Raw genomic sequence first — 13,014 nt, forward strand, 5'->3', positions numbered from 1 at the left:
CATCATCCCCGTGTGGGAGCGAGCTTGCTCGCTCCCACAAGGGCTAGCGTTACTCGTCAGAACGGCTTATCGAAGCTGATCTTCGGCTCTTTCCACGGCCCCTTGACGTCGTATCTTACGCTGGCAAAACGCGCTACGCGGTCACCGATCAGTTTGTCGATCAAAAACAATGCCCCACCCACCGCCGGGGCGCCGACAATCAGCGCGGCGATGGGCAGGTTGTTGGTCACCGGCAACGTCACCAGCAGCTTGGCGTCGACCCGGTCAGTGACCATGTCCAGCGTTCCGTTCAGTTCCAGGTTGCTCGAAGGTCCCGTCAAGGCGATGGGCTCACGCGTTACATAGACGCCATTGCTCGCCACCAGCAAGCCCTTGACCCGGTCATAGCTCAGCCCCTTGCCAAACAGGTCGGAGAAATCCAGGCGCAGGCGGCGGCCGATGGAGTTGAAGTTCAACAGGCCGAATACCCGCAACGCCTGGGCGCTGCCTTCGACCTCGACGAACTGCCCCTTGGTAAGCGACGCATCGAGACTCCCGGAAAAGCGCTTGGTGGCCACCCAGGCGGGCGAACCAGGCCAACGGCCGTCAACGTCCAGGCGAAACTCCTGGCTGGTCACGCTGGGGGCGAATCCCCAGCCTTTCAGCACATCGGCCAGGTTCTTGCCCTTGATCCGCCCCTTGTACCAACTGCTGGTCGAGCCCGGCGCACCTTCCCAAGCGCCATTGCCATTGAGGACCATGCCCTTGAGGCCCATGTCCAGATCGTTCAACGCAATACCTTTACCGGTTGGACGCACCTTCAACGACCAGGCGCCGATCAGATCAGGCCCTTGGAACAACTGGTCGATGGCGATATCCAGGGCCGGTATCCTGCTCGGATCAACCGAAGCCAGCGGATCCGGGGCGTTTTCGTCGGCCTGCACCGTCGGGTCGGCAGCGGGCAGGCGCACGTAGTCCAGCTTGATACCGATGGGGGCGGCCTTTGCGTCCGGCACGTTGACGCTGCCCTTGGCCTGCTGGCTGTCGAGCCGCATGGCCCAGGCGTCCGGCTTGCGGTCCAGTTGCACCGATGCCTGGTCCAGCGTCGTGCCCATCGCCGTGAGTTTGCCTACTTTCAGGTCGACACCGCTGAGCACTTGCCGGGCGCTGCCGCCCGGGTCCTGGCCGGCGTATTTGCCCAACAGATCCTGCCAGGGACCCACGTCCAGCTCCGATAGCGTACCTCGCAGGCGCAGCCCCTTGGCTCCCGGCAGCACTGCATCGCCCCCGCCCAGGAGCAATTCGCCACGGCCATCGGCCGTTTTTCCGCTCGGGGCGGCATAAGTGAAGCTGGCCAGGTCGCCATAATTGGCCCAGTAACGCCGCTCCGGCCCCTGCAATGTCATACGGAACACGGTGTCGCGCCCGGCATCAGCCGCCATGCCGAAGGGCGCCGGCAGATCCACCGCGACGCCTTTGAGATTGGAATTGATCGACAGCTGGCTGTCGGCGCCGTCGAGGATCACTTGCAACTGGTAAGGAATCACGCCGGAGACGGGCAACGGCTGGGTCACGCTCAGCCAGTCGGTGAGTTTCTTCACCTCAACCCGTCCGGACGCCGTGACACGCGTATTGAGCGCGCCGGTGCGGCCCTCGGCGAATATCTGCGCGGTCACGGGTCGGTCGAATGCCCGGGCCGCAATGTTCTTGCCGCTCAGCCCCTTGCTGCTGTCGAAGCGGAAATCCCCCTTGAGCTGAGTCAATTCCAAGGCCGGCTCGCTGAGTTTGAGCCGAGCCTTGTCCGTGGAGAAATCCACGAGGATCTTCGGTTGCTCGCCTTTCACGAGCGGGATATCGAGCTTTACGCTGCCGCGCAGGTCGCCCTCGCCTTCCCAGCCGGCGAATGTTTCGGCCGTGCCGATGGGCGCGGTCTGGAGGATCTTCAACCCGTCGCCGAGCCCTCCGGCAAACCCACCGTCGAGCAGCAAATGAGAGTTTTGCCCGGTCGGCACGTGGGGAATGTTCACCGAAACGTCTTTTACCTGGGTACCCAGCAGTTGCCCCTGGCTGGCGAAGATGCGTACGCCGCTGTCCTCGACAAACACATCGCCGCTGACCTTACTGACCGAAGGCCAGCCGGGCTGGAACGCCAGCTCAGCGTCATGCACCTTGAAAAACAGGCTGATGCTGCGAGCCGCATCCTCGGCGCCTTTGTTCAGCGAGCCTTGATACTGAAAGAAGCCCTCATCCACCGCGCCTTTGACAATTGCGGTGCGCAGCCACTCGTCCAGCGCCGGACTGAGAACGGCCGGCAGGTACTTGCCGGTGTAGCGCCCATCACCGTCCACCAGGCCGACCCGCAGGTCCATGTAATCTTCCTGGCTGTGATCGAAATGCAGGCGAATCAGGAAATCCCCGGCAATCCGGCCCTCCTCGCCCAGCACCTTCAGGTAAGGCGCGATCAAGGTGAACCCTTGCTTGTCCAACTTCCAGGTCAGCCGTGCGTTGGCCTGCAAGTACTGCCAGGGCTTGGCGAAGATCGGGTCCAGGTGCAGGGAGAAATCCTTGCTGTCCATGCGCAGTTCGCCGCCGCCGAGGTCGCCGCTCAGGCTGCCCGAAACATTACGTGCCGCCGGGGCCCCGTGATAGGCGTTGAAACCCACCGTGTCGAGGTTGGTGGCGAAGCTGACTTTCTGATCACCGGTATTGTGTGGCCGGTAGTCGAGCAAGACGTTGCGCAAGCCACCGGTCACCTTGAGTCGGTCGATGGCGGTGGCGACGCCTTCCGGCAATGGCGCCAGGGCATTGAGTAGCGGCGTGAGCGGCGTCAAGTCGAGACGATCGGCCTGCACGTGCCAGCGTTCCTCGGCCTTGTCGGAGGCGTCGGTCTGCTGCAGCTTCAGGCGCGACTCCCAGCGGGTGTCACCCAGGCTCATCGCCAGAGTGTCGAAGGTTGCGATAAATCCTTGGCTGCTGCGCTGGAAATAGCCGTTGAGGGCCAGGTTATGGATTTGCACGGGCTTGCGGTCGGCATAGGCGCCCTGGAGCTGCGGCGCGTTCAAGCGCACGGCCGCGCTTTGCACCGTGCCCGCGCCCCAGCTGAGCCAGAACTCGCCCCCCGCCTTGATTTCGGAAAAATTCCATTGCCGGGTCAGGCGTTTAGGCAGCCATTGGGACCAATCGCTTTGCGGCAGGCTCAGGTAGGCATCGGCCACGCCATTTTTCCAATCGCTGGCGCGGATGCGGGTACGCAGGTTGATCGCCACGGGCTGGCCGTCGGGCAGGGTCAGCCGAGCGTCCAGGCGCTGGCGGGAGACACCGGTGCGCAGGCTCAAGCCAACGTAGGTGAGGCTCAGGGGCGGATGGTCCAGTGGCTGCAACGTGACTTGGCTGTCGAGCACCGACAGCTTCGAGACCATTTGCATGCGGTTCAACAGTTGCTGCGGATCGAGTGGCTGGTCGTCCCGTACCGGCAGGCCTTCCAGGGCCCATTTCCCGTCGGCGCCTTCCTTGAGGCTGATCTTCAGGCCGCTGATTTCCAGATGGGCGATGCGCACCTGGCGGGCCACCAGGCTGTCCCACACCGCGGGCACGGCGCGCACATGATCCAGGTGCAGGGCATTGGGGCCGTCGCCGACCACTACATCGCGAGCGGCGAAGATGGGGGCCAGAGCGTTCCAGCCGCCTTCGAGGCTACCGACGTGCACCGGCATGCCGAGCGCTTCGCCGGCACGGGCCTCGACCTCGCTACGGTATTCAGCCACCAGCGGGACCAACTCCCGGCCGAGGCTCACGTACAAGGCCAGCACCACCAGCAGCAGCGCACACAGGCCAAGCCCCCAGCGTGTCAATGTGCCCAACAGGCGTGTCAGACGCTCCATGTCAGCAGCCCCCCTTGGCAAAGGCATTCTCGCCGCGGCCTCGCCACTGCGCATGCCACGTCAGAGCAACACCACGTCGTATTGTTCCTGTGAATACATGGTCTCCACCTGGAAACGGATCGTGCGGCCGATAAAGGTTTCCAGCTCCGCGACGTTGCCCGACTCTTCATCGAGCAACCGGTCCACCACTTTCTGGTTCGCCAACACTCTATAGCCAGTGGCCTGGTAGGCGCGCGCTTCCCGGAGGATTTCCCGGAAGATTTCGTAACACACGGTTTCCGGGGTCTTGAGCTTGCCCCGGCCCTGGCAACTGCTGCATGGTTCGCACAGCACTTGTTCAAGACTTTCGCGGGTGCGCTTGCGGGTCATCTGCACCAGGCCCAGTTCGGTGATGCCGATGATGTTGGTCTTGGCGTGATCGCGCTCCAGCTGTTTTTCCAGGGTGCGCAGCACCTGGCGCTGGTGCTCTTCGTCTTCCATGTCGATGAAATCGATGATGATGATCCCGCCGAGGTTGCGCAGGCGCAATTGCCGGGCAATGGCCGTGGCCGCTTCAAGATTGGTCTTGAAGATGGTTTCCTCGAGATTGCGATGGCCGACAAAGGCACCGGTGTTGACGTCGATGGTGCTCATCGCCTCGGCCGGATCGACCACCAGGTAACCGCCGGACTTGAGCGGCACCTTGCGTTCAAGGGCGCGCTGGATCTCATCTTCGACGCCGTACAGGTCGAAAATCGGCCGCTCGCCAGGGTAGTGCTCCAGGCGGTCGGCGATTTCCGGCATCAGCTCGGCGACGAACTGGGTGGTTTTCTGGAAGGTTTCCCGGGAATCGATGCGGATCTTCTCGATCTTCGGGCTGACCAGGTCACGCAGGGTTCGCAACGCCAGGCCCAGATCTTCGTAGATCACGCTGGGAGTGGCGATGGTCTTGATCTGCGCGGCGATCTGGTCCCAGAGCCTGCGCAGGTAGCGGATATCCATGAGGATCTCATCGGCCCCGGCGCCTTCGGCGGCCGTACGCAGGATGAAGCCGCCGGCTTCCTTGATGCCTTCTTTTTCCACGCAGTCACTGACCACTTTTTTGAGGCGCTCACGCTCGGCTTCGTCTTCGATCTTCAGGGATATGCCGACGTGGGCGGTGCGCGGCATGTACACCAGGTAGCGCGACGGAATCGACAGCTGGGTGGTCAGGCGCGCGCCCTTGGAGCCGATGGGGTCCTTGGTGACCTGCACCACCAGGCTCTGGCCCTCATGGACCAGCGCACTGATGCTTTCCACCGCTGGCCCTTCGCGCATGGAAATTTCCGAAGCGTGGATGAACGCCGCGCGATCCAGGCCGATGTCAACGAAGGCTGCCTGCATGCCCGGCAAAACCCGCACCACCTTGCCCTTGTAAATATTGCCGACGATGCCACGCTTTTGCGTGCGCTCGACGTGAACTTCTTGCAGGACACCGTTTTCAACCACCGCCACGCGCGACTCCATCGGCGTGATGTTGATCAGAATCTCTTCACTCATGGCAGGGTCTCGTTCAGGCATATTCACGATTATGGCCGCATCTAGTCAGACGGCGCTCAACGCGCGCTCAAGGTTTGCCAACAGGGTATGCCGAAATGGCCGAGCAATTCTGCGGTTTCGCAGAGCGGCAGGCCGACGACGGCCGAATAACTGCCTTCAAGCCCGGCGACGAACACCGCGCCCAGCCCTTGGATGCCATAGCTGCCGGCCTTGTCTCGCGGTTCGCCGCTGGCCCAATAGGCGAGCGCTTCCTGTTCCGTGATCAGGCGAAAGCGCACGCGGCTGCGAACCACCCGGGATTCGCAGCGTTCGGCATCCAGCACGGCAATGGCGGTCAGTACCTCATGATCGCGCCCGGACAGGCCCAGGAGCATCGACACGGCGTCGGCCTGATCCTGAGGCTTGCCGAGAATTCGTCCATCCAGCACCACGGCGGTGTCCGCGCCGAGCACGCAGCCATCGATGTCATTTGATAGGGCACGTCGTCCAGCATCGGCCTTGCCACGCGCCAAGCGCTCTACATAGGCCGATGGGGTTTCGTGATCGTGGGGAGTTTCGTCGATGTCCGCACCGATGGCGGTAAATGGCACCCCGATCTGCGTGAGCAATTCACGCCGGCGCGGCGACCCAGAGGCGAGGTAAAGCGGTTTCATCAAGACATCTCCCTTATAGGCGACCGGCTTTTGTGGCGAGGGAGCTCCCTCGCCACAGGGATGTAAGTCATCAAAAAAGTGTAGATATCCTGACCGAATCAGTTGATTTTGAAACGCAGCCGCAAGCCGCGCAAACCGAAACTTATCCACGGCCACAGCAATGCGCTGACCAGGGCCGGCAAGACCAGCGCCAGGGTCGGCTGGCGATTACCGGTCAAGGCGCTGAGCCATAATTGCACCAGTTGCGCCAAGCCGAAGATCACCAGGATCACCAAGCACTGTTGCCACATCGGGAACATGCGCAGGCGTTGTTGCAACGACAGCACCAGGAATGTGATCAAGGTCAGGATCAGCGCGTTCTGACCCAGCAACGTGCCATAGAGCACATCTTCGGCCAGCCCCAGGCACCAGGCCGTGACCATGCCGACCTTGTGCGGCAAGGCCAGGGCCCAGAAGGCCAGCAGCAAGGCCAGCCACAGCGGGCGCAGGATTTCCATGAACTGCGGCAGCGGGGAAACGCTGAGCAACAGGCCGATGGCAAAGGTCAGCCAGACCATCCAGCCATTACCGGATCGAGTACTGCTCATTCTTCACGTGCTCCCCTGGTGGCGGGCGTAGCGGCAGGCGCTGGGGCCGGTGGCTTGGTCGCGGGCCGGGCGGGTTGGACCGCCGGCTGCTGGGCTGCGGCCGGTCGGGCGGGAGCCGCGGCGTGTGCGGCCGGAGCTGTTGTTGCCGGGGCCGTCGCAGCCTGGGGCTTGGGCACAGTGGCTGGTACAGGTGCGGGCGCGGGCGCAGGTGTGGCCGGAGCAGGCGATTCGCCGCTCTGCTGGTCCTGGGCCTCCTGGGCCACGGCGGCATCGTTGGCGCGCTCTTCAGGCGTGCGGTTGTCGCTGAATACCAGCAGCAGGTAGCGGCTGCGGTTCAACGCAGCCGTCGGCACCGCCCGCACGATCGCGAACGGCTGGCCAGAGTCATGAATGACTTCCTTGACCGTCGCCACGGGATAACCAGCCGGAAACCGCTGGCCAAGGCCGGAACTGACCAGCAGGTCGCCTTCCTTGATGTCGGCGGTATCGGCAACATGGCGAAGTTCGAGGCGCTCGGGGTTGCCGGTGCCGCTTGCGATTGCCCGCAAGCCGTTGCGATTGACCTGCACCGGAATGCTGTGGGTGGTATCGGTCAGCAACAGCACACGAGACGTATAAGGCATCAATTCCACCACCTGCCCCATCAGGCCACGGGCATCGAGCACCGGCTGGCCGAGGACCACGCCGTCGCGCTCGCCCTTGTTGATGATGATGCGGTGGGTGAACGGGTTCGGGTCCATGCCGATCAGCTCGGCCACTTCGACTTTCTCATTGACCAGCGCCGAGGAGTTGAGCAACTCGCGCAGCCGCACGTTCTGCTCGGTGAGGGCCGCCAGCTTCTGCATGCGTCCCTGCAGCAGCAGGTTTTCAGTCTTGAGTTTTTCGTTCTCGGCGACCAGTTCGGTCCGGCTGCCAAACTGGCTGGCCACACCCTGCCACAACCGTTGCGGCAGGTCGGTGATCCAGTAGGACTCCATCAACACCAGCGACATCTGGCTGCGCACTGGCTTGAGCAGCGTGAAGCGGGCATCCACCACCATCAGCGCAACCGACAGCACGGTCAACACCAGCAGGCGTACACCCAATGAGGGGCCTTTGGCAAAAAGCGGTTTAATAAGCCGCTCCTCCCAGGCAAACGTTGTCTTTATTCATACGGTATCGAACCGGCCTGGATACGAATGACAGAAGATAAACGCCAACGGGCAGCACTGCAAAGTGCCGCCCGAGCGCAAACAACATAGACCACTGCGCCAGATTTATTCGCTGGAGAGCAGGTCCATGGTGTGCTTGTCCATCATTTCCAGCGCACGGCCACCACCGCGGGCAACGCACGTCAGCGGGTCTTCGGCAACGATCACCGGCAGGCCGGTTTCCTGGGCCAGCAGTTTGTCGAGGTCACGCAACAGCGCGCCACCACCGGTCAGCACCAGGCCGCGCTCGGCGATGTCCGAGGCCAGCTCCGGCGGCGATTGCTCCAGGGCGCTCTTGACGGCCTGGACGATGGTTGCCAGCGACTCTTGCAGCGCTTCGAGCACTTCGTTGGAGTTGAGCGTGAACGCGCGTGGAACGCCTTCGGCCAGGTTGCGACCGCGAACATCGACTTCGCGCACTTCACCGCCCGGGTAGGCCGTGCCGATTTCCTGCTTGATGCGCTCGGCGGTGGATTCGCCGATCAGGCTGCCGTAGTTGCGACGTACGTAGGTGATGATCGCTTCGTCGAAACGGTCGCCGCCCACACGCACGGATTCGGCGTAGACCACACCGTTGAGGGAGATCAAGGCGATTTCAGTGGTACCACCACCGATATCGACGACCATCGAACCACGGGCTTCTTCCACCGGCAGGCCGGCACCGATGGCTGCGGCCATTGGCTCTTCAATCAGGAATACTTCGCGAGCACCGGCACCCAGGGCCGATTCACGGATGGCGCGACGCTCCACCTGGGTGGACTTGCAGGGCACGCAGATCAGCACACGAGGGCTGGGCTGCAGAAAACTGTTTTCGTGAACCTTGTTGATGAAGTACTGCAGCATCTTTTCGCAGACGCTGAAGTCGGCGATCACGCCGTCCTTCATGGGGCGAATGGCTGCAATGTTGCCCGGTGTACGGCCCAGCATGCGCTTGGCTTCCGTACCGACAGCCACGACACTTTTCTGGTTACCGTGGGTGCGGATGGCCACGACCGAGGGTTCATTCAGGACGATACCGCGCTCGCGCACGTAAATAAGGGTGTTGGCAGTGCCCAGGTCGATGGAGAGATCGCTGGAAAACATGCCACGCAGTTTCTTGAACATGGGAAAGGGACCCTAGGCAACGCGTGGGTAAAAAAGTGCGGCAAACTCTAACAACGACAGGGATTTTGGGCAAGGCGCCAATATGTTAAATTGGCCGCTTTTCTGTGCACCAAACCCTACAATCGCGGCCGTAGCGCCGTAGAAATGCGGTAGTGTTCCGACAATCTAACACACGGACAGACTGCGTCCGTTTTGTTTTCCACTGGAGAATCCCATGGCGCTTGAACGCTCCGACGTGGAAAAAATCGCTCATCTGGCCTGCCTGGGCCTCAATGAAGCCGATCTTCCACACATTACTTCTGCCCTGAACAGCATCCTCGGGCTGGTCGACGAAATGCAGGCGGTCGATACCGACGGTATCGAGCCGCTGGCCCACCCACTGGAAGCCAGCCAGCGCCTGCGCGCCGACGTCGTCACCGAGTCCAATAACCGCGAGGCCTACCAGTCCATCGCGCCAGCGGTCGAAAACGGCCTGTACCTGGTTCCGAAAGTCATCGACTAAAGGGAAAGAGCCTCTCATGCATCAGATGACCCTGGCCGAGATCGCCCGCGGACTCGCCGACAAAAAGTTTTCCTCCGAAGAGCTGACCAAGGCCCTGCTGGCGCGCATCGCCCAGCTCGATCCGCAGCTCAACAGTTTCATCAGCCTCACCGAAGAACTGGCCCTGAGCCAGGCCAAGGCCGCCGACGCCCGTCGCGCCAAGGGTGAGAACGGCGCCCTGCTTGGCGCGCCGATTGCCCACAAGGACCTGTTTTGCACACAGGGCATCCGCACCAGCTGCGGCTCGAAGATGCTCGACAATTTCAAGGCCCCGTACGATGCCACCGTGGTCGCCAAGCTGGCCGCCGCCGGCACCGTGACCCTGGGCAAGACCAACATGGACGAGTTCGCCATGGGCTCGGCCAACGAGTCGAGCCATTACGGCGCGGTGAAAAACCCGTGGAACCTTGAACACGTACCGGGCGGCTCGTCCGGTGGTTCCGCCGCCGCGGTGGCCGCGCGCCTGTTGCCGGCCGCCACCGCCACCGACACCGGTGGCTCGATTCGCCAGCCAGCTGCGTTCACCAACCTCACCGGCCTGAAACCGACCTACGGCCGCGTCTCGCGCTGGGGCATGATTGCCTACGCCTCCAGCCTCGACCAGGGTGGCCCGCTGGCCCGCACCGCCGAAGACTGCGCGATCCTGCTCCAAGGCATGGCCGGCTTCGACCCGAACGATTCCACCAGCATCGATGAACCGGTGCCGGACTACAGCGCCAGCCTCAACGGTTCGCTGCAAGGCCTGCGCATCGGCGTGCCGAAGGAATATTTCGGCGCCGGCCTCGACCCGCGCATCGCCGATCTGATTCAAAACAGCATCAAGGAGCTGGAAAAGCTCGGCGCGGTCATCAAGCAAATCAGCCTGCCGAACATGCAGCACGCGATCCCTGCGTATTACGTGATCGCCCCGGCGGAAGCGTCCTCGAACCTGTCGCGCTTCGACGGCGTGCGCTTCGGCTATCGCTGCGAGAACCCGCAAAATCTGGTCGACCTGTACAAGCGCTCCCGTGGCGAAGGCTTCGGCGCCGAAGTGCAGCGCCGGATCATGGTTGGCGCCTACGCGTTGTCCGCCGGTTACTACGATGCCTATTACCTGAAGGCGCAGAAAATCCGCCGCCTGGTGAAGAACGACTTCATGGCCGCCTTCAACGAGGTCGACATCATCCTCGGCCCGACCACGCCGAACCCGGCCTGGAAGCTCGGCGCTAAGAACAGCGACCCGGTCGCCGAGTACCTGGAAGACGTCTACACCATCACCGCCAACCTCGCCGGCTTGCCGGGCCTGTCCATGCCGGCCGGTTTCGTCGATGGCCTGCCGGTGGGCGTGCAGTTGCTCGCGCCGTATTTCCAGGAAGGCCGCCTGCTCAACGTGGCGCACCAGTACCAGTTAAACACTGACTGGCACACCCGCACCCCTCAGGGGTTTTGAAACTGCTGCGCTCGGTAATGCTGCGTTGAAAACTGGCTCGAAATGCTCATTGACTAAAGTCAACTCCGCTTTCTCGCCAGTTTTCGCCTTGCCTTACCTTCGCTCGCGACGTTTCAAAATCCCCTGATAAGACTTCTGAGGAGAAACACATGCAATGGGAAGTCGTGATCGGGCTGGAGATTCATACCCAGCTCACCACCCGGTCGAAAATCTTTTCCGGTAGCTCGACCACCTTCGGTTCCGAGCCCAACACCCAGGCCAGCCTGGTTGACCTGGGCATGCCCGGCGTACTGCCCGTGCTCAACGCCGAAGCGGTGCGCATGGCGGTGATGTTCGGCCTGGCGATTGACGCCGAGATCGGCCAGCACAACGTGTTCGCCCGCAAGAACTACTTCTACCCGGACCTGCCCAAGGGCTACCAGATCAGCCAGATGGAGCTGCCGATCGTCGGCAAGGGCCACCTGGACATCGCCCTGGAAGACGGCACGGTCAAGCGCGTCGGCATCACCCGCGCGCATCTGGAAGAAGACGCCGGCAAAAGCCTGCACGAAGAATTCAACGGCGCCACCGGCATCGACCTGAACCGCGCCGGCACGCCGCTGCTGGAAATCGTCTCAGAGCCGGACATGCGCAGCGCCAAGGAAGCCGTGGCCTACGTCAAAGCGATCCATGCCCTGGTGCGCTACCTGGGCATCTGCGACGGCAATATGGCCGAGGGCTCGCTGCGTTGCGACTGCAACGTGTCGATCCGTCCCAAGGGCCAGGCCGAGTTCGGCACCCGCTGCGAGATCAAGAACGTCAACTCGTTCCGCTTCATCGAAAAGGCGATCAACAGCGAGATCCAACGCCAGATCGAACTGATCGAGGACGGCGGCAAGGTCATCCAGCAGACCCGCCTGTACGACCCGAACAAGGACGAGACCCGTCCGATGCGCAGCAAGGAAGAAGCCAACGACTACCGTTACTTCCCCGACCCGGACCTGCTGCCGGTGGTCATCGAGCATTCGTTCCTCGATGAAGTACGCGCCACCCTGCCGGAACTGCCGCCACAGAAACGCGAGCGCTTCCAGGCGCAGTTCGGGCTGTCGAGCTATGACGCCAACGTCCTGGCCACCAGCCGCGAACAGGCCGACTACTTCGAGAAAGTCGTGAGCATCGGCGGCGACGCCAAGCTGGCGGCCAACTGGGTGATGGTCGAGTTGGGCAGCCTGTTGAACAAGCAGGGCCTGGAAATCGACGAGTCGCCGGTGTCGGCCGAGCAACTGGGCGGCATGCTGTTGCGGATCAAGGACAACACCATTTCCGGCAAGATTGCCAAAATGGTATTCGAAGCCATGGCCAATGGTGAGGGCAGCGCAGACGAAATCATCGACAAGCGCGGCTTGAAGCAGGTCACCGACACCGGTGCGATCAGCGCCGTGCTCGATGAAGTGCTCGCGGCCAACGCCGAGCAGGTCGAGCAATACCGTGCGGCGGACGAAGCCAAGCGCGGCAAGATGTTCGGCTTCTTCGTCGGCCAGGCCATGAAAGCTTCCAAGGGCAAGGCCAACCCTCAGCAAGTCAACGAACTGCTGAAAAGCAAGCTCGAGGGCTGATTGCCATGGAGCCAGTCTTTGAATCTGGCTCAACCCCCTGTGGGAGCGGGCTTGCTCGCGATAGCGGTATGACAGTCAACCTAGATGTTGAATGTGATGGCCCCATCGCGAGCAAGCTCGCTCCCACATTTGTATTTGGAACCTCTCAGATGAAGCGTCTCCTCGGCGCCTGCGCCCTGCTGTCCCTGCTGGCCGGTTGCGCCAGCCAGAGCGGGACGGTCGATCCACACGGCTACGACCAGACCGGCGTCGCCTCCTATTACGGCTCCAGGCACCATGGCAAGCGTACCGCCAGCGGCGAGCGCTTCGACCAGCACGGCCTGACCGCCGCGCATCGCCAGTTGCCGTTCGGCACCCGGGTGAAAGTCACCAACCTGAAAAACAACGACAGCGTCGTGGTCCGTATCAACGATCGTGGCCCGTATACCCGTGGGCGCCTGATCGATGTGTCCCGCGCCGCGGCCGAACAATTGGGCATGCTGCGCAGCGGTACCGCGCGTGTGCGTGTGCAAGCCCTCGACGACTGATAGACGGAGC

Annotated in this window: 9 protein-coding genes and 1 pseudogene; 4 read left to right on the forward strand and 6 right to left on the reverse strand. The window is 62.5% G+C overall.

The window, feature by feature from the left end; all coding sequences use genetic code 11:
- Window positions 1–56 precede the first annotated feature (56 nt).
- From ACLK1G_RS11395 to mreB, 6 genes are all read right to left on the reverse strand, one after another.
- Entirely contained in the window at window positions 57–3,860 is a 3,804-nt protein-coding gene (locus ACLK1G_RS11395; protein ID WP_420765525.1) for a YhdP family protein, read from the reverse strand.
- Window positions 3,861–3,920: 60 nt separating this feature from the next.
- Entirely contained in the window at window positions 3,921–5,378 is a 1,458-nt protein-coding gene (rng, locus tag ACLK1G_RS11400; RefSeq protein WP_420765526.1) for a ribonuclease G, read from the reverse strand.
- Window positions 5,379–5,434: 56 nt separating this feature from the next.
- Window positions 5,435–6,031 (reverse strand): Maf family protein, encoded by a 597-nt coding sequence (locus ACLK1G_RS11405; protein ID WP_420765527.1) that lies wholly within the window; start codon window positions 6,029–6,031, stop codon window positions 5,435–5,437.
- A gap of 98 nt (window positions 6,032–6,129) precedes the next feature.
- Window positions 6,130–6,618, reverse strand: coding sequence for a rod shape-determining protein MreD (gene mreD, locus ACLK1G_RS11410; RefSeq protein ID WP_249876151.1), 489 nt, complete (start codon window positions 6,616–6,618; stop codon window positions 6,130–6,132).
- The gene (gene mreC / locus ACLK1G_RS11415) at window positions 6,615–7,733 is read right to left on the reverse strand and encodes a rod shape-determining protein MreC (RefSeq protein ID WP_420765654.1); all 1,119 of its coding nucleotides are present in this window, start codon (window positions 7,731–7,733) and stop codon (window positions 6,615–6,617) included. The genes mreD and mreC overlap by 4 nt, the downstream gene beginning before the upstream one ends.
- Before the next feature lie 141 nt (window positions 7,734–7,874).
- Window positions 7,875–8,912, reverse strand: a complete 1,038-nt coding sequence (gene mreB / locus ACLK1G_RS11420) for a rod shape-determining protein MreB (RefSeq protein WP_002555108.1) — start codon at window positions 8,910–8,912, stop codon at window positions 7,875–7,877.
- A gap of 214 nt (window positions 8,913–9,126) precedes the next feature.
- Between mreB and gatC the strand changes: the two genes are divergently transcribed.
- The 4 genes and pseudogenes from gatC (at window position 9,127) to ACLK1G_RS11440 (ending at window position 13,004) form a co-directional block, all read left to right on the forward strand.
- Complete coding sequence (gatC, locus tag ACLK1G_RS11425; RefSeq protein WP_039592252.1) at window positions 9,127–9,414, forward strand: Asp-tRNA(Asn)/Glu-tRNA(Gln) amidotransferase subunit GatC; 288 nt, start codon at window positions 9,127–9,129, stop codon at window positions 9,412–9,414.
- Between the two features lie 16 nt (window positions 9,415–9,430).
- Window positions 9,431–10,882: an Asp-tRNA(Asn)/Glu-tRNA(Gln) amidotransferase subunit GatA gene (gatA, locus tag ACLK1G_RS11430; RefSeq protein WP_420765528.1), complete on the forward strand. Its 1,452-nt coding sequence runs from the start codon at window positions 9,431–9,433 to the stop codon at window positions 10,880–10,882.
- 143 nt (window positions 10,883–11,025) lie between these two features.
- Window positions 11,026–12,477: pseudogene (gene gatB, locus ACLK1G_RS11435) on the forward strand (Asp-tRNA(Asn)/Glu-tRNA(Gln) amidotransferase subunit GatB); the annotation flags it as partial.
- A 149-nt stretch (window positions 12,478–12,626) separates the two neighbouring features.
- Window positions 12,627–13,004, forward strand: a complete 378-nt coding sequence (locus tag ACLK1G_RS11440; RefSeq protein WP_420765529.1) for a septal ring lytic transglycosylase RlpA family protein — start codon at window positions 12,627–12,629, stop codon at window positions 13,002–13,004.
- Window positions 13,005–13,014 lie beyond the last annotated feature (10 nt).

This window comes from Pseudomonas algeriensis (assembly GCF_048847255.1).
Classification (GTDB): Bacteria; Pseudomonadota; Gammaproteobacteria; order Pseudomonadales; family Pseudomonadaceae; genus Aquipseudomonas.

Coding starts and splice junctions, on each gene's coding strand:
- ACLK1G_RS11395 (WP_420765525.1), bottom strand. CDS start 3,860: ATGGAGCGTCTGACACGCCTGTTGGGCACATTGACACGCTGGGGGCTT.
- rng (WP_420765526.1), bottom strand. CDS start 5,378: ATGAGTGAAGAGATTCTGATCAACATCACGCCGATGGAGTCGCGCGTG.
- ACLK1G_RS11405 (WP_420765527.1), bottom strand. CDS start 6,031: ATGAAACCGCTTTACCTCGCCTCTGGGTCGCCGCGCCGGCGTGAATTG.
- mreD (WP_249876151.1), bottom strand. CDS start 6,618: ATGAGCAGTACTCGATCCGGTAATGGCTGGATGGTCTGGCTGACCTTT.
- mreB (WP_002555108.1), bottom strand. CDS start 8,912: ATGTTCAAGAAACTGCGTGGCATGTTTTCCAGCGATCTCTCCATCGAC.
- gatC (WP_039592252.1), top strand. CDS start 9,127: ATGGCGCTTGAACGCTCCGACGTGGAAAAAATCGCTCATCTGGCCTGC.
- gatA (WP_420765528.1), top strand. CDS start 9,431: ATGCATCAGATGACCCTGGCCGAGATCGCCCGCGGACTCGCCGACAAA.
- ACLK1G_RS11440 (WP_420765529.1), top strand. CDS start 12,627: ATGAAGCGTCTCCTCGGCGCCTGCGCCCTGCTGTCCCTGCTGGCCGGT.